Here is a 22,226-nt window from a genome sequence, read left to right as displayed (position 1 = left end):
TACTCCCGGAGGAGTACGTGCCCGTGCCCACCGTCCTGCCCGGACGCGCCCTCGCCGTGGCCGCCACCGCCACGGCCCTGCTCGCCACCACCCTCGGCGCCGCGGCCACCGCCGCACCCGCCGCCGGTGAGGCCGCCGCCACCACCAACAAGGTCCTCGTGATCGGCATCGACGGAACGGTCCTGGACCGCGTCAAGGCCGCCGACGCGCCCAACCTGAACGGCCTGATGGCCCAGGGTCTGACCGCACGCAGCACCCTGTACGCGAACCCGATGGCCGCCACCTCCTCGGGCCCCGGCTGGTCGACCATCGCCACCGGCGTGTGGCCCGACAAGCACGGGGTGAAGGACAACTCCTTCACGGGCAAGAACTACGCGGCCTACCCGGACTTCCTGACCCGCATCGAGAACGCGAAGCCGGAGCTCAACACCTACGCGGCCGCCGACTGGGAGCCCATCACCTCCACCGACCAGAACGGCCCGATCTTCTCGGCCAAGGTCGACAAGCGGCTCAGCCTCAAGGGCGACCGCGACGGCTACGGCAGCGAGGACCCGAAGATCGCCGCCGCGGCCGCCGCCGAACTCCGCGACCAGAACCCCGACGCCGCCTTCGTCTACTTCGGCGAGATCGACCATGCGGGCCACGCCTCCGGCGCCGCGAGCCAGGAGTACCTGAACACGATCGGCCGCGTGGACAAGCTGATCGGCCAGCTCCTCACCGCCGTCCAGGCGCGCCCCACGTACGGGCAGGAGAACTGGAAGATCCTGGTCACCACCGACCACGGCCACACCGACGCGGGCGGCCACGGCGGCTCCACCATCCAGGAGCGCGGCACCTTCGTCATCGCCAAGGGCGCGGGCATCGCCGCCGGTTCGGTACGCAACGACGTGAAGCTCGTCGACGTGGCGGCGACCGCGCTGTCCCAGGTCGGGGTCTCGGCCGGCTCCGCCATCGACGGCATCCCGCTGGACGCCCCGGACGACAACGACCCCTTCGACACCCTGCGCCCGGTCCTCCAGGCTCGCGTGGACGAGACGGGCATTCCGGCCGCCACCAAGGGGTTCACGCACACCCCGCCGGCCGGCTGGTCGATCGACAACTCCAAGATGGGCACGGGCGGTGTCACCGAGTGGGCCGGATGGGCCTTCGCCACCGACGAGTTCTGGAGCCAGTCGCAGCGCGACCAGTGGCGCGAGCTGAACGTCCGCTCCCGTGACGTGTTCGCCGTCGCCGACTCCGACGAGTGGGACGACAAGAGCCACACCGGCTCCTACGACTCCACCCTGATCACCCCCAAGTGGCCGGTCACCGGCGGCTCGGTGAAGAACCTGACCTTCCAGGCGCACTACCACCACGAGGCCGGCCAGACCGCCCAGGTCCTGGTCTCCTACAACGGCGGTACCCCGTCGGTCGTCAAGAGCTACACCGCCGACGCGGTCGCCAAGTCCGAGTCGATCGCGCTCCAGGTACCGGCGGGCGCCACCGACGTCCAGGTCCGCTTCCGCTACGCCGGCAGCAACAACTGGTACTGGACCGTCGACAACGTCAAGCTCGGCTGACGGGACCTTCGCACCCGGTCCCGTTCCACCGTGCGGTCCGGGCTGTGGACGCCGAACGCGTTCACAGCCCGGCCCCGATAAGGTGGTAGAGACCAGAGGTCACCGTGGTCAGAGGCCACCGAGAGCGGAGAACAGTCCCGTGGCAGAGCGCAAGCCGATCGAATCCTGGCTCACCGACATGGACGGGGTCCTCATCCACGAGGGCACTCCGATCCCCGGCGCCGATGCCTTCATCAACCGGCTGCGCGAGTCCGGCAAGCCCTTCCTGGTGCTGACCAACAACTCCATCTACACCCCGCGCGACCTCCAGGCCCGGCTGTCCCGGATGGGCCTGGAAGTCCCGGTCGAGAACATCTGGACCTCGGCGCTGGCCACCGCGAAGTTCCTCGACGACCAGCGTCCGGGCGGCACCGCGTACGTCATCGGCGAGGCGGGCCTGACCACGGCCCTGCACGACATCGGCTACATCCTGACCGACCACGAGCCGGACTACGTGGTCCTGGGCGAGACCCGGACGTACAGCTTCGAGGCGATGACCAAGGCGGTCCGCCTGATCAACGCGGGCGCCCGCTTCATCTGCACCAACCCCGACGAGACCGGCCCCTCCACCGAGGGCCCGCTGCCCGCCACGGGCGCGGTGGCCGCGCTGATCACCAAGGCGACCGGCAAGCAGCCGTACTTCGCCGGCAAGCCCAACCCGCTGATGATGCGGACCGGCCTGAACGCCATCGGCGCGCACTCGCACAGCAGCGCGATGATCGGCGACCGGATGGACACCGACATCCTGGCCGGGCTGGAAGCGGGCATGCAGACCTTCCTCGTGCTCACCGGTCTGACGTCCGAAGAGGACACCGAGAAGTTCCCGTACCGCCCGACCAAGACGGTCAACTCGATCGCGGACCTCGTCGACCTGGTCTGAGCCCCGGCCGGACCCCCGTGGTCCCTCGCGGCCCCGTTCGGCCTCGTCCGACCGGCCCAGCTATTAGGGCGTACGGCTGACACGTACGGGCCAAGAGAGCGCCGCTCCGGATGCGGAGCGGCGCGCCGCGCGTGAATCTCCTTGTTGAGGAGGTTCACCATGCGCAGTGATCTGATCGCTCTCCGTGTCGCCGGGTTGGCCGTCGCCCTGACGGCCCTCTCCGCCGCGACCGCGCCCTTCGCCTTCGCGGAGGAGCAGTGGAACCGTGGCAGCGTCTCGGCCGACCCCAATCCGGCGGAGCCGGGGGCGCAGGTCAAACTGCGCGTCCGCGGCTGCGACGACGACTGGGCCATCGCCCAGTCACCCGTCTTCGTCTCCGAGGTCCGGCTCTCCAGCGGCCGCGACGACCGCCACACCCTGTGGGGCGACGCGATGATCCGCTCCTGGGCCGACCCCGGGCGCCACCCCATCCGGATCAAGTGCGGAGGCCGCGGCGACGAGAAGGAGTTCGGCTCCATCGAGATCGAGCACCGCCGCGAGCACCCCAACCCCCACCACACGCCGGTCTGGCCGGTCCACGCGGGCGGTGGCGGCATGTCCGAGGAGATCGCCGCGAAGGCGAAGAAGGACGCGGGCTCGGCGGAGCAGGCCAAGGCCGCGGACTCCGCCCAGCTGGCCGCGGCGGCGAAGAAGAGCCACACGGGCGACGGCCCCGGCCTGCCGCACACGGTGATCGGGGCGGTGCTGGCCGCCGTGGCCACCCTGGCGGTCGCCGGCCGGGCGCTGAGCCTGCGCCGCCGTCGCAGCGGCGAGTGAGCGCGGGGTGAGCGGGGAGCCGAGGAGCTCCGGCGGCTCCCGGCTGCTGACCTTCGCCGCCTGGTCGGTGCTGGTCCTGGGCCTGTGGCTGTGGGGCCGGGAGATCACCGGGGTGCCCAGCCCCCTCCCCGGCCAGGCCGGCGGGCCGGCGGCTCCGGGGCTGCCGACGGCGCACGTCCCGCTGGGACCGGCGCCGCCCGCACGGGTCGACGTACCGTCCATAGGCATCCAGGCCCCGGTGATCACCCGGGACCTGGACACGCAGGGGGCGATCGAGCCGCCCCCGTACGAGAACCCGGGCACGGTCGGCTGGTGGCGCGGCGGAGTCCAGCCCGGCACGGCCGGGACCGCGCTGATGGTCGGGCACGTGGACACGCAGTCGAAGCCGGCGGTGTTCTACGGGCTGAGCTCGGCGAAGCCGGGCGACAAGATCCGCGTGGTGCGGGCGGACGGCTCGGTCGCCGAGTTCACGGTCGAGGACGTACAGGTCCACGAGCGCGCGGGCTTCGACCCGGCGAAGGCCTACGGCCCGCGGGTCAAGGGCAGGGCCGAGCTGAGGCTGGTGACCTGCGGCGGCGCGTACGACAAGGCGGCCAGGCAGTACTCGGCGAACGTGGTGGTGTCGGCGTACCTGACGGGCGCCGGAATCCGCTCGGGAGCGGCGGCCTAAGCCCCGCCGGGCCCCGCGGAACAAGGTGAACGAAGAAGCCCCCGTAGCTTTCGCTACGGGGGCTTCTTTGCGTCTGTGCGCCGCCAGGGACTCGAACCCCGGACCCGCTGATTAAGAGTCAGCTGCTCTAACCAACTGAGCTAGCGGCGCTTGGTGACAGGGAAAACTCTACCCCACCCGCACCCGTGCTCGTGACAGGCCGCGCCCACGCTGTCCGATTAACCCATGTTTGGGGGTTTTGTCGTGCACGATATGTCTGGGCCAGGCCGATTCTGATGCCTCGTCAGACGCGGTCCCGGCCGACCAGCGGACGAGCAGGGGAGTGACGGAACCGCATGACGATGCAGCCTCCGACGCATGTGCACGAAGCGAAGCCCACAGCGACACAGACAGTGACACAGGCAGTGACAGGGGCATCGGCACCGATGCCGCCGCCCGCGCTCACCCGCGCCACGAAGATGCCGATGCCGGCCTTCGAGGAATACGAACCCGCCGGCGACTGCCCGTGCAGGGGCTGCGCCCAGCGCCGCCGCACGCTCGCCCGCGCCCGAGCCATACCGCTGCGCGACGGCGGTCATCCCGCCGCGCGCGGAGCCCGCCGGGCGCTGGTCCTGGCCACCGCCGCGGGGGTGGTCCTCGGCGGCGGTACGGGAGCGGCCGTGGCAGTGACCACCCCGGGCCCCGGCGGCACCGTGTCCCTGGACGACCCGGGCTCGCCGCAGGGCGGCCGGGCCCCGCTGCACGGAGGCAAGCAGGGCGCGCCCGCGAAGCCCGCCGGCCTGCCCGGAGCGCCCTCGGCCGTGAAGCGGACCGACCGGTCGACGATCATCAACCGGGCGAAGCTGTGGCTGGACGCGCAGGTCCCGTACAGCATGGAGCAGTACTGGTCGGACGGGTACCGGCAGGACTGTTCCGGCTTCGTCTCCATGGCGTGGAACCTCGGCACGAACGAGTGGACCGGCAGCCTCGACAAGTTCGCGACCCGGATCACGAAGGACGAGCTGCTGCCGGGGGACATGCTGCTCTTCCACAACCCCGCCGACCCCAACAAGGGCTCGCACGTCGTGCTCTTCGGCGGATGGGTGGACGAGTCGCGGACCTACTACACCGCCTACGAGCAGACGCGGCCCACGACGCGGCGCCAGGCCACGCCCTACGGCTACTGGAACAACGCGACGAAGTACATCCCGTACCGGTTCAACGGGGTGGCCGGCGGGGTCGTTCCCGAGAAGCCGGTCCCCGACCCGCCGGCGCCGGGCGGCACCCCGGTCGTCTCTCCGACCTACCCCGGGGCGTCGAAGTTCGGGCCGGGCGCCAACAACGCCTACGTGACCCAGCTCGGCAGGATGCTGACCGAACGCGGCGGCTCCCGCTTCTACCCGCAGGGCATCGGCCCCCTGTGGACCGACTCCGACCGGCAGGCGACCCAGGCCTTCCAGCGCGCCCAGGGCTGGACGGGAGCCGACGCCGACGGCATCCCGGGCGCGGAAACGTGGCGGATGCTCGCGCAGCACCAGGGCAAGGACATCCCGCCGACGACCGGCGGCGCACCGGGCCCGGCGGGCAGGCCCGCCTTCCCGGGCGCCTCTGTCTTCCGCCCGGGGGTGTCCCACCCGTCCATCACCGCCCTTGGCCGCCAGCTGGTGAAGAAGGGCTTCGGCAAGTACTACACATCCGGGCCGGGCCCCCGCTGGGGCGAATCCGACCGCCGCAACGTCGAGGCCTTCCAGCGCGCCCAGGGCTGGCGCGGAGCCGAGGCCGACGGCTACCCGGGCCCGGAAACCTGGCGCCGGCTGTTCGCATGACGGAGGCAACGATGTACCCCACGCGCACGACATCGACCACGGGCAGCTTCCACGTCCCCCCGGTCCCGGAACCCCAGGCCCCGCCGGCCGCCCCGGCCGCCACCACCAGCGGCTGGGCCGCGCAGACGGGCTGGGAGGTGTCCCGGACACCGGAGCCGGAGCACGAGCCGGTGCCCGCGGCTGCCGCCACCCTGACCGAGACCACCGAGCCCTGGCAGCAGGGTCGTGCCGGGGCCCCCGCCGGGGTGCAGGAGCCGTACGCCCGCCCGGCCTGGGCGGAAGCCGCGTCGCGGGCCGCGGACGGGCCGGCCCCGTGGCCGGTCCGGGCCGAGGAGCCGTACGCCCCGGCACTGCGGACCCGGACCGAAGCGGGCCCGCAGCTGCCGCACCTCCCGCATCCGCAGCCGGAGGCGGGCCCGCACTTCCCGCATCCGCAGCCCGAGGCCGTCCCCGAGTTCGCGCACGCCCAGGCCGAGGCGGGGCCCCAGGCGGGCCCCCAGGCGGGCCCCCAGGCGGGTCACGCCGGTGCGACCGCGCTCCGGCTCGGCGGCCTCGAAGCCGAAGCCGGGCGTTCGCACCCGCAGGACGACGTGTGGCCGGTCCCTTCGCCGGTCCGGGGCGAGCCCCTGGCGGCGGCGATTTCCCCCGCCGAGGGCGAAGCCGCCCACCGCATCGGGCTGTTGATCGGGGCGCCCGCCCCGGAAGCCGATCCGGCCGCGCGGGAGCCGTCCTGGTCGGTGCCGGCCCCTGCCGCTGCGGAGGGTGAAGCCGCCCCGCAGGGAGGCCTGTTCATCGGGGCGCCCGCCCCGGAGGCGGAGCCCGTCGCACGGGACCTGTCCTGGTCGGTGCCCGCGCCCGCGGGGGAGGCCGCCGCGCACGCGGAGCCCCGTACCGACACCTACGGCGACATCGGCATCGGCATCGACAGCGGCGTCGACAGCGCCTCCGACGCCCACAGCGAAGCCGGGCATCCGGCGGAACCGGAAGCCGCGCACGCAGACCCGTCCGGCGATACCTCCGAAGCCGAAGCCGAAGCCGAAGCCGAAGCCGAAGCCGAAGCCGAAGCCGAAGCCGAAGCCGAAGCCGAAGCGCCCGATCCCTCCCGGTTCGTGCCCGGACCCGGACCGGGCCCCGGCGTCGTGGAGGTGGTCGCGCGGGCCGTGGCGCGGATGGGGGAGGACGATACGCAGGATCTGCCGCGGATCGGGGCGGTGCGCGGGGTCGCGGTGAGCGAGGTGCCGGTGCACCTCCCGTTCCGGGGCGCCGGCGCCGGCGCCGCCCGGCCCCCGGCCCAGGGCGACGCCCGGTCCCGGGCCCACGCCCCGGCCGGGGAGAAGCCGAAGCCCGCCGTCCGCCCGGCCCCCGGCCGCCGCGTGCCCCGTGGCGACGACCGGCTGCGCGAGCACCACGGCCCCGTGCTGCCCGGCTGGATCGGCGTGGCCGTCGGCGGGCTCGCGCTCGCCGGCTGCGCGGTCGTGCTCTGGCGGGCCGGGGCCGTCCCCGACGCCCTCGCCGTGGCGTTCGGTGCGGAGCCCCGCCCCTACCGCGGGCTCCAGGCCCGGTTCTGGCCCCCGCTCGCCTTCCTCGGGGTCGTCGCCCTCCTGGCCCTCGGCGGTCTGGGCCGCGGCCGGGCCGGGCACGCCTGGGTGCTGACCCTCTTCGGCCGCTACCGGGGCACCGTCCGCCGCTCCGGTCTGACCTGGATCAGCCCGCTGCTGCTGCGCCGCCGGGTCGACGTCCGGCTGCGGCACTGGCGCAGTGACCCGATGTCCGCCGTCGACTCCGGGGGCCTCGCCCTCCAGGTGGTCGTCCAGGTCGTCTGGCAGGTCAAGGACACGGCCCGCGCGACCCTGGCCGTCGCCGACCACGTGGACTACCTCGCCGAACAGGTCGAATCGGCCATGGCCCGCGTCCTGTCCCAGCTCCCCGCCGATGCCTTCCACGAGGACGCCCCGACCCTGCGCGACGCCGAGGCCGTCGGCGACGCGCTGACCCGGATGCTGGCGGCCGAGACCGAGGCGGTGGGCGTGGAGGTGTTCTCGGCGCAGCCGACGCGGATCGAGTACGCCCCCGAGGTGGCGGAGGCGATGCGGCGGCGCCGGGTCGCGGCGATCGACGCCAAGCACCGGGACACCGTCCTGACCTCGGTGGTCGACGCGGTCGACGACACCGTCCACCGGCTGACCTCGCGCGGGATCGTGGAGCTGGACGACTACGAGCGCAAGGCGCTGGTGAAGGACCTGACCGTTGCCTTCTACACGGGCCGCCCGGAGTAGCGCGAACGGGCAATCACTGCAGTGGCGTTGGAGAGCGGGTGGATCCGGAGGGCTCGGACCACCCGTTCTTCCATTGGTCTGGACATGGCCAAGTCCCGTCAATACTGTGGGACTTGGTCTAGACCTAAAGAATCGAGAACGGGCCGTGCCGGTGGCAGCACCGGCGGGGCCCATCCCCACGCGTGCGCACGCTCTCGCCGAACCTCCCCCCACGTTCAAGGAGCATCATGCGTTCCTTCCGCATGCCCAGAGCCCAGCAGGCCGCGGCCACCGCCGTGGGCCTCGGCGTCGCCGCGGCCCTCGCGCTGGTCACGGCCCCCACCGCGAGCAGCCACGGGTACACCGACACCCCCATCAGCCGCCAGAAGCTCTGCGCCAACAAGACCGTCGCCGACTGCGGCCCCATCCAGTGGGAGCCCCAGAGCGTCGAGGGCCCCAAGGGCTTCCCCGCGGCCGGTCCCGCCGACGGTCACATATGTTCGGCCAACCACTCCGAGTTCGCCCAGCTCGACGACCCGCGCGGCGGCGCCTGGCCGGCCACCCCGGTGACCAGCGGGCAGAGCTACAGCTTCCGCTGGCAGTTCACCGCGAACCACTCCACCACCGACTTCCGGTACTACGTCACCAAGAACGGCTGGGACCCGACCAAGCCCCTCACCCGCGCCGACCTCGACCCGCAGCCCTTCCTGACGGTCGCCTACAACGGCGCCCGCCCCGACATGACCACCGTCCACCAGGGCAGGATGCCGAGCGGCAAGAGCGGTCGGCACCTGATCCTCGCGGTCTGGACGGTCAACGACACCACCAACGCGTTCTACTCCTGCTCCGACGTCCAGTTCTGACGCCCGGACCGCCCATGCGGCGTTCAGTTTTGACTGAGCGTCAGCTATCCTCCGGCGGCATGCGGTCAACGACGACACCCGAAACCGTCGCGGAGCTCATCGCGAGCCAATGGGGCGACCACCGGCCCGGCCTGATGCACGCCGAAGGCGTCCTCAGCCACCACCGGACCGCCCTGGCCGCCGCGGCGCGCGCCGCGCTCCTCGTCGACCTGCTGCCGCCGGGGGCGGAGCCGCACATCGGGGTGCTGCTCGACAACACCACCGAGTTCCCGTTCTGGCTCGGCGCGGCGGCCCTCGCGGGGGCCGCCGTGGCCGGGATCAACCCCACCCGGCGCGGCCCCGAGCTGGCCCGCGACATCCTGCACACCGACTGCCGGATCCTGGTCACCGAGCGGACCCACCTGCCGCTCCTGCGCGGACTCGACCTGCCCGGCGTACGCCTCCTGGTCACGGACACGCAGGAGTATGAGGCCCTGCTCGCCCAGTACGCCGGCGCGAAGCCCGGCGACGCCACGCTCGGTGACGGCCCCGGCCCGTCCTCCCGGCTGCTCCTGTACTTCACCTCCGGTTCCACCGGCGCCCCCAAGGCCGCCATCTGCACCCAGGGCCGCCTCGCCGCCGCGGGAGACTCCCTCGCCCGGCACTTCTCGGTGACCCCGGACGACGTCCACTACATCTGCATGCCCCTCTTCCACGGCAACGCCGTCATCGCCGACTGGCTCCCGGCCCTCGCGGGCGGCGCCGCGGTGGCTCTGCGCCGACGGTTTTCGGCCTCCGCGTTCCTGGACGACGTACGGGCCTACGGGGCGACCTACTTCACCTACGTCGGCCGGGCCGTCCAGTACCTCCTCGCCACCCCGCCCGGATACGACGACCGGGCCCACACGCTGCGCCTCGGCTTCGGCACCGAGGCCGGCGCCGTCGACGCGGCGCGCTTTGCCGAACGGTTCGGGGTCCGCCTGGTCGAGGGCTACGGGGCCACCGAGGGCGGCGCCTCCGTCCAGCGGACCCCCGAGACCCCGCCGGGCGCCCTGGGCCGCGCGGGCGCGGGCGACGACCTGGCCGTCATCGACCCGGAGACGGGCCAGGAGTGCCCGCCCGCGGTCCTCGACCCGCAGGGCCGCCTCCTCAACGGCGCCGAGGCCATCGGCGAGCTGGTCAACAAGGGCCGCAGCCTCTTCGAGGGGTACTGGCGCAACCCCGAGGCGGAGGCGGCGCGCACCCGCGAGGGCTGGTACTGGACCGGGGACCTCTTCTTCCGCGACGCCGAGGGGTTCCTGTACTTCGCGGGCCGCACCGACGACCGGCTGCGCGTCGACAGCGAGAACCTGGCGGCGGCCGTGATCGAGAACATCCTGGCCCGCTGGACCCGGGCGGCCGCCGTCGCGGTGTACGCGGTCCCGGACGAGGTGGCGGGCGACCAGGTGATGGCGGCCGTCGCCCTGCGCGAGGGCGCCGTCTTCTCCCCGCAGGGCTTCGAGGCCTTCCTCGCCGCCCAGCCGGACCTCGGTACGAAGATGGCCCCGCGCTACGTACGGATCGTCCGGGCCATGCCGGTGACGGCGACGAACAAGGTCCACCGGGTGTCCCTGCGCCGCGCGGCCTTCCTCCCCGAGCCGCTGCCGGGAGCCGTCTGCGGTCCGGACCCGGTCTGGTGGCGGCCGCCGGGCGAGGCCTCGTACCGGCTGCTGGATCCGGAGGCGCTGGCCGCCCTCCTGGCCTCCTACGAGGCCCAGGGGCGGGCCGATCTGCTGGGCCGCTGAAATGCGGTTTTGAGCACCCCTGAGGACCAGGTAGTATTTTCTCTGTCAGCAGGCGCCGCTAGCTCAGTTGGTTAGAGCAGCTGACTCTTAATCAGCGGGTCCGGGGTTCGAGTCCCTGGCGGCGCACCTGTCCTTCGGGCGGTTTCCGGTTCACCGGGAACCGCCCGAAGTGTTTTCCGGGCCTGTCCCCGGGCCCGGGTCCGAACGGACCAGGGGCCCCTTCCGGGGCCCCGGCCGCTCACAGGGTGAGCGACAGCAGCAGCGGCGCGGCCCTCCGGTTCAGTGCGTCGGCCGCGGCCCGCAGCCGGTGGGCGTGCTCGACCGGCATCGACAGGGCCAGGCAGCCCACCGAGGCCCCGGCGGTGATCGGGACGGCCGCGCAGACCGTGCCGACGGCGTACTCCTGCAGGTCCAACATCGGCACCGTGGCCGGCTGGCTGTCCAGCTTCGAGAACAGGATCCGCTCGTTGACGATTGTCTTCGACGTCAGCCGCGCGATCTTGTGCCGGGACAGGTGGTCGCGCCGCCCGTTCTGGTCGAGCTGGGTCAGCAGGCACTTGCCGACCGCGCTGGCGTGCGCGGCCGAGCGGAAGTCGACCCACTCGTGCACCTTGGGGGTGCGCGGGCTGTCCGCGAACTGGGTGATGCGGACCTCACCGTCCACGTACCGGCTGATGTAGACCGCCGCGCCGACCGAGTCCCGCAAGCGGTCCAGGGTGTCCTGCAGCTTGTTCTGCAGGGCCTGCTGGCGGTCGACGCCGGAGCCCAGGAGGACGAGGGAGTCCCCTATGGCATAGGCGCCGTCGGACACCTGCAGCACGTACCCCTCACGGCGCAGCATGAGGAGCATCGGGGCGAGATGGGCCGCGGGCAGGCCGGTCTCACGCGCGATCTGTACATCGGTCACGCCGCCGGTATGGCGGGCGACCGTTTCAAGTACGCGCAGGGCGTACTGCACCGAGTGGAACGGCGCGGTCGGCTCGGGCTTCAGCGCCACGGTTTCCCCCTAGCAGGTTGTTACCGCTTGCCCTACCACGATAGCCATCAAGAGGCCCACGTGGAGCGCCTGTTGAAGAGTTTGATGGCCAGATCACGTCCCTCTGCCTGGATCTACTCCTATGGCATATGCCATGGTCATGAACCTGCCCCGGTGTGCCGGGAATGCCCGACGGGCGGGCGGCGGTTGCCCCCAGCGTAAGGACGACCGAGCGGAGCGGGGAGCACGATGAGTGACAGGGCCGACAGCACCGAGACCACCGGCGGTGCGGGCGCCGATGAGATCAGAGGAACCGCCCACGGGCACGCCCCCGCGCCGCTCTCGGTACTGGACCTCGCCTTCGTCGGCGCCGGCTCCACGGCCCACGGGGCCCTGCGCACCAGCGTGGAGATAGCCCGGCTCGCCGAAGCCCGCGGCTACCACCGGCACTGGGTCGCCGAGCACCACTCCCACCCCGGCGTGGCGAGCTCCTCCCCGGCCGTGATCCTGGCGCACCTCGCCGCCCACACCTCCCGGATCCGGCTCGGCTCGGGCGGCATCATGCTGCCCAACCACGCCCCGCTGGCGATCGCCGAGCAGTTCGGCACCCTGGAGGCCTTCGCCCCGGGCAGGATCGACCTGGGCCTCGGCCGCGCGCCCGGCACCGACGGGCAGACCGCCGCCGCGCTGCGCGGACCGGGGCGCCGCGAGGAGTCCGTGGACGAGTTCCCCCGGCAGCTCGCGGAGCTGATCCGCTTCCTCGACGACGACTTCCCCGACGGGCACCCGTACGCCCGCGTGCGCGCGGTGCCCGGCCCGGCGCAGGGCGCCACCGGGCGGCCGCCGGTCTGGCTGCTCGGCTCCTCCGGTTTCAGCGCGAGCCTCGCGGGACAGCTCGGACTGCCCTTCGCCTACGCGCACCACTTCTCCGCGCCCGGCACCCTTCCCGCCCTGGACCGCTACCGGCGGTCCTTCCGGCCCTCGGCCGTCCTGGACGCCCCGTACGCCATGGTCGCGACCGGAGCGCTCGCCGCCGACACCGCCGAGGAGGCCCGCGCCCAGGTGCTGGCGGGCGCGCTGTGGGGGCTGCGGCTGCGCACCGGGAAGCTGGGACCGGTCCCGACGCCCGAGGAGGCGGCGGCGTACGCGTACTCGCCGATGGAGCGGGAGATCGTGGACGAACGGCTCTCGAGCGTGGTCCACGGCACCCCCGACGAGGTGCGCAAGGGGCTCGACGCACTGGCCGAGCTGACCGGTGCCGACGAGCTGATGCTGACCTCCAACGCCCATTCCGGCGAGGCGCGGTTGCGCTCCTACGGCCTCATCGCAGATGCGTACGGGATGCCGGGGGAGGACCCCGCACGGCTCTGACCGAAGGCGAACGGGGTTTGGCTGGTTTGTTGCCGAAACCTTGCGCGCGGATGGCATAAGAGGTCCTTAAACTGCTCGTCACCCGGGGTGGCGGGCAGTTTTTGGTATGCGCTCACGCCTCTGACTAGGGGGTTTGTCCCGCGAGTGGTCTAGTCCTTCTTTGGTCCAAACCATTGACGCGGACGGTGCGTGATCGCTATCACTTCTCCCACCTGATGTTCTCGCTCTCCCCTCCCACCCCCCGGAGGCAGTTCATGCACATCCGTAAACCCCTCATCGCGGCCGCCGCCACGGCAGCGCTGGCAGCCGGAGCGCTGGCCACCTTCGCGGGGCTCGGTACGGCCGCGGCCGCCGAATCCTCGACCACCGCGACGGCCGGCAACGTCAAGATCGCTTACTACGACCAGTGGAGCGTGTACGGGAACGCCTTTTATCCCAAGCACCTCGATACCCGTGGCATAGCGAGCAAACTGGACGTCATCAACTACTCGTTCGGCAACATCCACCCCACCGACCTCACCTGTTTCGAGGCGAACAAGGCGGCGGGCGACGACAACAACGCCAGCGCGGGTGACGGTGCGGGCGACTCGTACGCCGACTACCAGAAGTCCTTCAGCGCGGCCGACAGCGTCAGCGGCGTCGCGGACAAGTGGGACCAGCCGATCGTCGGCGTCTTCAACCAGTTCAAGCAGCTCAAGGCCAAGTACCCGAACCTGAAGATCAACATCTCGGTCGGCGGCTGGTCCTACTCGAAGTACTTCAGCGACGCGGCCAAGACCGACGCTTCCCGCAAGAAGCTCGTCTCCTCCTGCATCGACCAGTACATCAAGGGCAACCTGCCCGTCGAGGGCGGCTACGGCGGCGTCGGCAGCGCGGCGGGCATCTTCGACGGCATCGACATCGACTGGGAGTACCCGGGCTCGGCGGGCGGCCACCTCGGCAACCACTACGCCCCCGAGGACAAGCAGAACTTCACGCTCCTGCTCAAGGAGTTCCGCACCCAGCTCGACGCCTACGGCGCGGCCAACGGCGGCAAGCACTACATGCTGACCTCGGCCCTGCCGGCCGGCCAGGACAAGATCAAGAACGTCGAGACGGACAAGATCGGCGCGTACCTCGACTACGCGAACATCATGACGTACGACATGCACGGCGCCTGGGACGCGGACGGCCCGACGTACCACCAGTCCCCGTTGCTGAACTCGGCGGCCGACCCGACCGACGCGATCGCCCCGGGCACCCAGAAGTACAGCATCAAGAACGCCATCGACTCCTGGATCGACGGCAACGCGGCCTACGGGATCACCGGCGGCTTCCCCGCCAACAAGCTGACCCTCGGCTACGAGTTCTACTACCGCGGCTGGAAGGGCGTTTCGCCCGGCACCACCAACGGCCTCGCCCAGCCCGCCACCCTGGCCTCCGCGGCGCGTCCGACCAGCCAGCAGGCCGGCATCGCGCTCTACAAGGAGCTCGGCGGCATCGTCGACAACCCGGCGACCACCTTCTGGGACGACCAGGCCAAGGCCTCGTACTTCTTCAAGGACGGCGAGTTCTTCACCGGCCTGAACCAGAAGTCCATCCAGGCCCGGGTCGACTACGGCAAGCAGCGCGGCCTGGCCGGCGCGATGATGTACTCGCTCCTCGGCCTGGACGACAAGGCCACGCTGCTCAACCAGATCTCGGACTCCCTCGGCGGCACCACCCAGCCGCCGACCACCCCGCCGACCACGCCTCCGACGACCCCGCCCACGACCCCGCCGACCACGCCCCCGACCACGCCTCCGACGACGCCGCCCAGCACGGGCTGCACCGCCGCGGCCTACGTCCCGGGCAACATCTACACCGGCGGCAGCGAGGTCTCGTACAACGGCCACAAGTACAAGGCCCAGTGGTGGACGCAGAACGAGGTGCCCGGCACCACCGGTGAATGGGGTGTCTGGAAGGACCTCGGCGCCTGCTGATTCCCCCCACCCCGCGCCGAGCGCCGGCCGCCCCTGCCCCCTCTTCTCTCGGGGGGCGGGGGCGGCCGTGTTGCCGTGTCACATGGTTAGCGGATTCACCGTCCCGGAGCGTGTCGAAGTCACTACGCTCGGCGATGACTTGATTCCGCACGCGTTCTTCATGGGGGTGACCATCCCATGGTCAACATCCGCGACCTCGACCCCAGCGCCTCGCCGCTGGACTACTACGGCTCCGAACTCCGCCGCCTGCGGGAGGCCGCAGGCCTCAAACAGCAGCAGCTCGGCGACATCATCTTCTGCGCCGCCTCCCTGATCGGGCAGGTGGAGACGACCAAGAAGGTCCCGACCCGGGAGTTCTCGGAGCGGCTGGACGCGGCGCTGGGCACGGACGGGCACTTCTCCCGCCTGGTGGGGCTGGTGCTACGGAGCCAGTTGCCGAGCTGGTTCCAGGTGTACGCGGAGATGGAGGCCCGGGCGACGCACATCTCCTCGTTCCAGCCGCAGTTGGTGTACGGGCTTTTGCAGACCGAGGCGTATGCGCGGGCGGTCCTTCAGGCCGGGTGGGGCGAGAACCTTGAGGAGGCGGTGGCCGCGAGGATGGAGCGTCAGCGGATCCTGCAAAGGGAGCGGCCGCCCCTTGTGTGGGTGGTTCTGGACGAGGCCGTGTTGCACCGCCCGTTCGGTGGTCGCGAGATCATGCGGGAGCAGCTGGATCGACTGCTGGAGTTCCGGGACCGGCGCGAAGTGGGTATCCAGATCCTCCCGTTCAGCGCAGGACAACATCCAGCTACCGTCGGGGCGTTCAACGTCCTTCGGTTCGTTGACGACCCGGACATCGTCTACGCCGAGAGCTACGACTCGGCCAACGTGACAGCTAATCCCGAGACGGCCAGAGACTGCGCTCATCGCTACGATCATCTGCAAGCCGCGGCACTCTCCGTGGAGGATTCGGCGGCGTTGATCGCTCGCGTACGGGAGGAACGTTATGGGGAGCATGCGGGACCTGACGGGCGCGCAGTGGCGTAAGTCCACCTACAGCGGCGGGACCGGCGGCGACTGCATCGAATGCGCCCCCCTCGGCGCAGCTGCCTGGCGCAAGGCTTCGTACAGCGGCAACACCGGCGGCGAGTGCGTCGAAGTGGCCCTCCAGCCCTGCCAGGTGGCCGTCCGGGACTCCAAGCGGCCCGACGGGCCCGCCTTCGCCGTGGGCCCGGAGGCGTTCGGGGCGTTCGTCCGGAGTCTCTGATGGCGATCCAGGATCCCGGCGCCGCCGAGGTGGAGCCGGCCCGGCGGGTCAGGCGCGCCGGGCTGGCCGCCGGTGGGGCGCTCGGGGCGATGGCCGTCGTGACCTTCGTCGCGCGGGGCGCCGAGGTCGCGCCCTGGTGGGTGCTGGCGCCCGGAAGCGTGCTGGTGGCGGCCCTCGCGGGCCTGGCCGGTGCGCGGCTGGGTCGGGAGGACGCCGTGCGCGCGCAGGCCCTGGCGCCCGGTGAGATCGTGCTCGGCGCGCACACCGTGCGACCTCCGTACACGGACCACAGTCCTTCCGGCCCCTACGAGAGCCCGCCGTACCAGCTGCGGGTGACCACGAGGGGGATGCAGCTGTGGGAGCGTTCCGTGCTCCTGTGGAACCACCCGTGGCCGGAGCTGCGCGTGGTGCTCGACGGCCCGCGGCTGCGTGTCCAGCACCAAGGCCTTGAGGCCGGGGTGATGCTGCTCGAACGCGCTGGCGCCGAGCACGAGGTGCTGGCCACCGCCCGGAGGTACGGCGCCGGGTGATCTGACGGCGCCCTCCGCGCATTCCGCGCCGAGCGCCGGCCGCCCCGTCTCCTTCCCGGGGACGGGGCGGCCGTGTCGCGCGATCAGTACTGGTACTGGCCGACCGTCACGAAGTAGCGGAGCTCCTCGGGGGTGCCGTCGATGGCCTTGTCGGCCGCCGCGCGCAGGGCGTCGCTGATGCCGGGGCGGGCCAGGATCCTGGCGACGGTGACGCGGTCGTCCTCGGCCCGGGCGAGCCGCAGGCCGGTGGCGAGGAAGGCCGCGCGGTCGGCGGCGGTGCCGCTCAGGGCCTTGTTGGCCTCGCGCTTCACGGCCCTGCCCGACGCCGGGTCGGCCAGGAGGCTGACGATGGCGAAGGTGTTGTCCTCGTCCCGGGCGATCGCGAGGCCGGTGGCGAGGAAGGTCACGCGGTCGGCGGCGGTGCCGCTCAGGGCCTTGTTGGCCTCGCGGATGACGGCCTTGCCGGAGGCCGGGTCGGCCAGCAGCCGGGCGATGGCGACGGCGTTGTCCTCGTCCGTCGGCGTCGTCGCCGATACGGCGGCGGGCGCGGCGGCCGGGCCGGCGGCGAGGGCCGGGGTGGACAGGAGCAGGGCCGGAGCGAGTGCGCCGGCCGCCAGGACGAGGGCGGCTCGGGTCGGCTTCATGTGGTTCCCCCTGGAGCGAAGAGCTGCCGGCGGTCTGCCGACAGCAAGATCGTTCCAAGGACGGCCCGGCGGCGTAATGCCGGAGACCGGCAACACCCCGGCACCGCTGCTTGCCGCACGCCTCCGTTCCGCCTGGTCGGGCGGCCGTCGGCCCTAGTGGGCGTCTCCGGTGCGCGGCCGGGCCGCGATCATCTCCGCGATCAGTTCCGGGGCCACCGCCCGGGAGTACAGCCAGCCCTGGCCGGTGTCGCAGCCGACGCGGCGCAGCCTCGCCGCCTGGCCGGCCGTCTCCACGCATTCGGCCGTCACCGTCAGGCCCAGCCGGTGCGCGAGCTGGACCATGGCCTCGACGATGGTTTCGTCGGCCGGGTTGGGGTGGGTGCCCTCCTCGTAGCGGAAGCCCCGTACGAAGGAGCCGTCCAGTTTGAGGACCGAGACCGGCAGACGGCTCAGGTAGGCCAGGTTCGAGTAACCGGTGCCGAAGTCGTCGATGGCGATCCGCACCCCCATGTCGCTCAGCGCCTGCAGGGCCTGGAGCGGCCGGCCCGCCGAGCCCATCACGGCGGATTCCGTCAGTTCCAGCTGGAGCAGCTGCGGGGCCAGTCCGGTCTCGGCGAGGATCTCCGCGACGTCGCCGACCAGGTCGGAGTCCCAGACCTGGCGCACCGCGACGTTGACGGAGACGAAGACGGGGGAGTCGCTGGGCTGCTCGATCTGCCAGCGGCGCGCCTGGCGGCACGCCGTGCGCAGCACCCAGCTCCCCAACTGGACGATGGAGCCGTCCTCTTCGGCGATCCCGATGAACCGATTCGGCGTCAGGGTGCCGAACTGCGGGTGGTTCCAGCGCACCAGGGCCTCCACCCCGCGCACCACCCCGCTCTCCAGGTCCACCAGCGGCTGGTACTCCAGGGTGAACTCTCCGCGCTCCACGGCCGGTCGCAGGGTGGAGGAGAGGGCCTGGCGGGTCATCCGGTGGGCGTTGCGTTCGGGGTCGAAGAGGGTCCAGCGGGCCTTGCCGTCCGCCTTGGCCCAGTACAGCGTGGTGTCCGCGGCCTGCATCAGCCCGGTCGCCGAGGTCCCTTCGGCGGCCCGTTCCACCACCCCGATCGAGGCGGAGACCGACAGCCGCTGCCCGGCCAGGTCGAAGGGCTCCTGTACGGCGGCCAGTACGCTCCGCGCCAGGTCCGCGAGCTGCTCGGTGCCGGTGGAGTCCTCGACCAGCAGGGCGAATTCGTCGCCGCCGAGCCGCGCCACCAGGTGGCCGCCGGTGCGTCCGTAGCCGGACTGGTCGGCGCAGCGGGTCAGCCGCTTGGCGACGGCGGTGAGCAGCCGGTCGCCGACGCGGTGGCCCATGGTGTCGTTGACGGCCTTGAACCCGTCGAGGTCCAGGTAGCACAGCCCGATCCGGCCGGTGCCGCCGTGCTCGTACGAGGAGGCCTCCAGGGCGGCGGAGAGCCGCTCGAAGAACAGCGCCCGGTTGGGCAGCCGGGTGACCGGGTCGTGCATCTGGAGATGGCGCAGCCGGGCCTGGAGGTCGCGCCGGTCGCTGATGTCGGCGACGGACAGCAGGATGTCGCCGCTTCCGGGGACGGGCCCGAGGGTGACCTCGGTCCACAGTGAGTGCCCGTCGGGGTGCTTGACCCGGCGGGTGCAGCGCAGCCGGGCCTGACGCCCGCGCAGGACTTCCTGGTAGGCCTGCCAGGTCCGCGCCTCGGAGGCCAGGTCCACCAGGTCGGCGGCGGCCCGCCCGGTGAGGGCGTGCGGCTCGGCGCCGAGGAGGTCGGCGAAGGCCCGGTTGGCGCCGACGACGTGACCGGTGCGGTCGACGACGGCCATGGCGAGGTGGGCCGCGTCGAAGGCGGACCGGTAGTCGGCCGGGAGGTCGGCGGGTTCCGCCGTCGCCGGGTGACGCTGTGTCATGGCCGGTCGGATGCCGTCGGCCGCCGAACCGATTCCTTCTGAGGTTCCGCTCACCGTTGGCTCCCGCAGTGCGTGTGAGTGTCCGTGCAGGAAAGTGTGCCGATCATAGAGGCTGCCGTACGGCCCTATCCAGCGGCGTCGCCGTGTGGGGCGCGGGAGTTCGGCGGGATGACGGATCGTCGGCCCTGGGCAGCGTGATCGTTTCCGCGCATCTGTGAGCACGCGGCGGCCGCCAGTGACCTCACCTGATCGGTCGTGACGTTCTGTAGGCGGGTGCGTGAAGCCCGGGGGTCACCGGCTTGCCCTAGTGCTCACTCGTGTGGGGCAGCGGAACAGGGCATTAGTAAGACAATCGCCCCAAGGTGGATGAAGAGGTATGAAATCCACCACCGGAGGTCGATGTGCCGCGACAGCAGACACCCGGGGGAGTGGACCGCTCCCACTTTCGCACCACGGCGGCGGCGCTCACTTCCCTGGCGGCGCTCGCCGCCATGTCGCTCGTCGCGGGACCCGCGGTCGCCGCCCCCGGAGCCGGACCCTGCGCGCTGACCCGTACCGCGGCCCACCACTCCCTGGGCCTGGACACCTGGAACGCCGCCTACCCCAAGCCGGTGCGCACGCTCAACGCGGTCATGGTCTTCCTCTCCTTCCCCGACCACCGCACCAACCTGACGACCGGGCAGCTCACCGGCGACTACTTCCCCGCGACCAGCGAGTTCTTCGAGCGGGCCTCGTACGGCCGCTTCCGCCTGGTCCCGCACCCGCAGAAGCAGTGGATCAGGATGCCGAAGCCGTCCACCGCGTACGGGATACAGCGCGACTGGGCCCCGGCCGACCGTGCCGCGTACCTGCGCGACGCCGTCGCCGCCTCCGACCCCGAGGTGGACTTCTCCCAGTACGACGTCGTCTACTTCGTCGCCGACCCCGAGGCCCCCGGCGTCGACTCGGATGCCACGAAGGTGGTCAACTTCGACCGCCCGATCGTCGCGGACGGGACGGAGCTGCGCCGCATCGTCACGGTGTTCGAGAAGCACCCGCCGGACCGCAACGTCCTCGCCCACGAGACCGGGCACGTCTTCGACCTGCCCGACCTCTACCACCGGCCCTCGGACGGCAAGGGCGACTGGGACACATACGTGGGCGACTGGGACGTCATGGGCAGTCAGTTCGGCATGGCCCCCGACCTCTTCGCCTGGCAGAAGTGGAAGCTGGGCTGGCTGGACGCCTCCCAGATCGACTGCGTGCCGACGGGCTCCTCCCTGCACACCCTCCAGCCCCTGTCCGCCACCCCGCCCCGGGGCGGTACAGGCGGAACCCGGCTCGCGGTGATCCGTACGGGTACCGGCAGCGCGATCGCCGTCGAGGCGCGGGGCTCCGCCGGCAACGACGGGGACACCTGCACGGAGGGCGTCCTCGTCTACCGGGTCCGCAACGAGGCGGCCTCGGGCGGCGGGCCCATCGAGGTCGTGGACGCGCATCCGAACACGGAGGCCTGCTGGGACCGCTCGGTGTACCCGCCGCTCGCGGACGCGCCGCTGGAGGTCGGGGAGACGTTCACGGTGCCGGGGGAGCGGATCACGATCGAGGTGGCCGACCGGACCCAGTCCGGGGCGTACACGGTGAAGATCACGCGCTGATCCGGGACGCCCGGACACGAAGAAGGCCCCCACTTGCGTGGAGGCCTTCTTCCGTCTGTGCGCCGCCAGGGACTCGAACCCCGGACCCGCTGATTAAGAGTCAGCTGCTCTAACCAACTGAGCTAGCGGCGCTTGGTGACGAGGAAGACATTAGCACCCCGACCGGCGATCCGAAAAATCGATATCCGCAGCTCGGGCGGCCCGGACGAACGCCCACAGCAGGGCCTCGGGTCCGGGCAGCCAGGGCAGCCGCGTATCGGGGGCCACGAGCCACCGGGACGGCCCGGGTACGGCGGCCAGCGGGGGCACCGTGACGGCGTCGCCGCGGCCGTGGCAGAGCGGGGCCGCGACCGGAGCGCCCCATTCCTCCCAGGCGAGCAGGGCCGGGAGCCGGTGGGCGGTGCCGGGCGCGGCGAAGAGCAGCATCCGCCCGCGGTGCACGGCGGCGGGCCCGGAGCCGGGGCCCTCGGCCCACAGCAGGTCGAGCATGCGGCGCCCGAGGACGGGGGTGACGTTGACGACGTCGAAGGCGGTCCCGCAGGGCAGCGCGGCGGGCGCGGTGGGCCGGGCCTGCCAGGCGGTCAGGGTGGCGCGGGGGTGCACGGAGGCGGAGGCCAGCCATGCGGCGCCGCTCGGGGTGACGTGCGTCGCGGGTGCGGCGGTCCGCGCGCCGCGGGTGTCTAGTGCGGGACAGCCGGTCATCGTCGTCATATGCCAGGTCTACCCGGCGTAGCGGACCGATCCCCGGGAGTTACCGAAATCCGGGACAGCCCGCCCGCGGCTGCGGTATGTTGCGCCCGCATATGCCACCGCATATGCCTTAGGGGAGCTCCGGGGCGGTGCCGCGCAGGAGCGATTCGCCGAATTCGATCATCTTGCGGGCGTAGTCCTCGGTCCACTCCGCCTGTTCCGCGATCGCCGCCGCGGGCAGCCGGTCGAACCGCCTCGGATCCGCCAGCTGCGCCGCCGCCACCGCCTGGAACTCCACCGCCCGCTCCTGCGCCGCACGGAAGGCCAGCGTCAGCTCCGTCGCCCGGGCCAGCAGCTCGCGGGGGTCCTCGATCGATTCCAGGTCGAAGAAGTGCTCCGGGTCGGCGACGGTCTGCGAGGGCTCGAAGAGCAGCTGCGCGGGTCGCAGCCTCCGCTCGGCCTGCTGCCGCTCGGGCTCTGCCATGCGTGTCCTCCTGCTGCGCGTGGGAAGGGCTGGGGGCCCGCAACCGTCCGGTCGGAAGGATTCCGGGCCACCGTCCATTGTCCAACCTCGCGCAAGGGCGCCCGAGGGTGCCCGTCC

Annotated in this window: 18 protein-coding genes, 3 tRNA genes and 1 pseudogene; 15 read left to right on the top strand and 7 right to left on the bottom strand. The window is 72.1% G+C overall.

Going from position 1 to position 22,226, the window contains the following annotated elements:
* Positions 1-17 precede the first annotated feature (17 nt).
* The 4 genes from OG490_RS13600 (at position 18) to OG490_RS13585 (ending at position 3,964) form a co-directional block, all read left to right on the top strand.
* Positions 18-1,559, top strand: coding sequence for an alkaline phosphatase family protein (locus OG490_RS13600; RefSeq protein ID WP_443065807.1), 1,542 nt, complete (start codon positions 18-20; stop codon positions 1,557-1,559).
* A gap of 139 nt (positions 1,560-1,698) precedes the next feature.
* Entirely contained in the window at positions 1,699-2,478 is a 780-nt protein-coding gene (locus OG490_RS13595) for an HAD-IIA family hydrolase (protein ID WP_330296547.1), read from the top strand.
* A 159-nt stretch (positions 2,479-2,637) separates the two neighbouring features.
* Complete coding sequence (locus OG490_RS13590; RefSeq protein WP_330296546.1) at positions 2,638-3,294, top strand: hypothetical protein; 657 nt, start codon at positions 2,638-2,640, stop codon at positions 3,292-3,294.
* Between the two features lie 7 nt (positions 3,295-3,301).
* Positions 3,302-3,964: a class F sortase gene (locus OG490_RS13585; RefSeq protein ID WP_330296545.1), complete on the top strand. Its 663-nt coding sequence runs from the start codon at positions 3,302-3,304 to the stop codon at positions 3,962-3,964.
* A gap of 76 nt (positions 3,965-4,040) precedes the next feature.
* Here the strand turns inward: OG490_RS13585 and OG490_RS13580 are convergent.
* Positions 4,041-4,114: transfer RNA gene (locus OG490_RS13580), tRNA-Lys, on the bottom strand.
* A gap of 308 nt (positions 4,115-4,422) precedes the next feature.
* Between OG490_RS13580 and OG490_RS13575 the strand changes: the two genes are divergently transcribed.
* From OG490_RS13575 to OG490_RS13555, 5 genes are all read left to right on the top strand, one after another.
* A complete protein-coding gene (locus OG490_RS13575) occupies positions 4,423-5,769 on the top strand; it encodes a peptidoglycan-binding protein (protein ID WP_330300910.1) in 1,347 nt (448 codons plus the stop codon).
* Between the two features lie 11 nt (positions 5,770-5,780).
* A complete protein-coding gene (locus OG490_RS13570) occupies positions 5,781-8,045 on the top strand; it encodes an SPFH domain-containing protein (RefSeq protein ID WP_330296544.1) in 2,265 nt (754 codons plus the stop codon).
* A gap of 227 nt (positions 8,046-8,272) precedes the next feature.
* Positions 8,273-8,887: a lytic polysaccharide monooxygenase auxiliary activity family 9 protein gene (locus tag OG490_RS13565; protein WP_330296543.1), complete on the top strand. Its 615-nt coding sequence runs from the start codon at positions 8,273-8,275 to the stop codon at positions 8,885-8,887.
* 59 nt (positions 8,888-8,946) lie between these two features.
* Positions 8,947-10,650, top strand: coding sequence for an AMP-binding protein (locus OG490_RS13560; protein ID WP_330296542.1), 1,704 nt, complete (start codon positions 8,947-8,949; stop codon positions 10,648-10,650).
* 52 nt (positions 10,651-10,702) lie between these two features.
* Positions 10,703-10,776 (top strand) — tRNA-Lys (locus OG490_RS13555).
* Positions 10,777-10,888: 112 nt separating this feature from the next.
* On the opposite strand, the gene OG490_RS13550 is transcribed toward OG490_RS13555, so the two are convergent.
* Positions 10,889-11,647, bottom strand: a complete 759-nt coding sequence (locus OG490_RS13550) for an IclR family transcriptional regulator (RefSeq protein WP_330296541.1) — start codon at positions 11,645-11,647, stop codon at positions 10,889-10,891.
* 228 nt (positions 11,648-11,875) lie between these two features.
* Between OG490_RS13550 and OG490_RS13545 the strand changes: the two genes are divergently transcribed.
* The 5 genes from OG490_RS13545 (at position 11,876) to OG490_RS13525 (ending at position 16,734) form a co-directional block, all read left to right on the top strand.
* Complete coding sequence (locus tag OG490_RS13545) at positions 11,876-12,997, top strand: LLM class flavin-dependent oxidoreductase (RefSeq protein ID WP_330296540.1); 1,122 nt, start codon at positions 11,876-11,878, stop codon at positions 12,995-12,997.
* 254 nt (positions 12,998-13,251) lie between these two features.
* On the top strand, positions 13,252-14,958 hold the full coding sequence (locus OG490_RS13540; RefSeq protein ID WP_330296539.1) for a glycosyl hydrolase family 18 protein: 1,707 nt from the start codon (positions 13,252-13,254) through the stop codon (positions 14,956-14,958).
* A 177-nt stretch (positions 14,959-15,135) separates the two neighbouring features.
* Positions 15,136-15,984, top strand: a complete 849-nt coding sequence (locus OG490_RS13535) for a helix-turn-helix domain-containing protein (protein WP_330296538.1) — start codon at positions 15,136-15,138, stop codon at positions 15,982-15,984.
* Complete coding sequence (locus tag OG490_RS13530) at positions 15,944-16,204, top strand: DUF397 domain-containing protein (RefSeq protein WP_330296537.1); 261 nt, start codon at positions 15,944-15,946, stop codon at positions 16,202-16,204. Before OG490_RS13535 ends, OG490_RS13530 begins: the two co-directional genes overlap by 41 nt.
* Entirely contained in the window at positions 16,204-16,734 is a 531-nt protein-coding gene (locus tag OG490_RS13525; RefSeq protein WP_330296536.1) for a hypothetical protein, read from the top strand. Before OG490_RS13530 ends, OG490_RS13525 begins: the two co-directional genes overlap by 1 nt.
* A gap of 83 nt (positions 16,735-16,817) precedes the next feature.
* Here the strand turns inward: OG490_RS13525 and OG490_RS13520 are convergent, their stop codons facing one another.
* Positions 16,818-17,378 carry an ALF repeat-containing protein gene (locus OG490_RS13520; RefSeq protein WP_330296535.1) on the bottom strand — a complete coding sequence of 187 codons (561 nt, stop codon included), beginning with the start codon at positions 17,376-17,378 and terminating at the stop codon, positions 16,818-16,820.
* 153 nt (positions 17,379-17,531) lie between these two features.
* A complete protein-coding gene (locus tag OG490_RS13515) occupies positions 17,532-19,298 on the bottom strand; it encodes a putative bifunctional diguanylate cyclase/phosphodiesterase (protein ID WP_330296534.1) in 1,767 nt (588 codons plus the stop codon).
* Positions 19,299-19,699: 401 nt separating this feature from the next.
* Between OG490_RS13515 and OG490_RS13510 the strand changes: the two genes are divergently transcribed.
* On the top strand, positions 19,700-20,935 hold the full coding sequence (locus OG490_RS13510; RefSeq protein ID WP_330296533.1) for a M6 family metalloprotease domain-containing protein: 1,236 nt from the start codon (positions 19,700-19,702) through the stop codon (positions 20,933-20,935).
* Positions 20,936-20,993: 58 nt separating this feature from the next.
* Here OG490_RS13510 and OG490_RS13505 read toward each other — a convergent pair.
* The 3 genes and pseudogenes from OG490_RS13505 to OG490_RS13495 form a co-directional block, all read right to left on the bottom strand.
* Positions 20,994-21,067: transfer RNA gene (locus OG490_RS13505), tRNA-Lys, on the bottom strand.
* A pseudogene (locus OG490_RS13500) lies at positions 21,058-21,637 on the bottom strand (bifunctional DNA primase/polymerase). The gene OG490_RS13505 and the pseudogene OG490_RS13500 overlap by 10 nt, the downstream one beginning before the upstream one ends.
* A 118-nt stretch (positions 21,638-21,755) precedes the next feature.
* Positions 21,756-22,109 carry a hypothetical protein gene (locus OG490_RS13495; RefSeq protein ID WP_330296532.1) on the bottom strand — a complete coding sequence of 118 codons (354 nt, stop codon included), beginning with the start codon at positions 22,107-22,109 and terminating at the stop codon, positions 21,756-21,758.
* Positions 22,110-22,226 lie beyond the last annotated feature (117 nt).

Source organism: Streptomyces sp. NBC_00503, assembly GCF_036346895.1.
In the GTDB taxonomy this organism is placed as follows: domain Bacteria; phylum Actinomycetota; class Actinomycetes; order Streptomycetales; family Streptomycetaceae; genus Streptomyces.
Note: the sequence above shows the minus strand (reverse complement) of the source record. Positions and strands in the feature narration are given on the sequence as shown.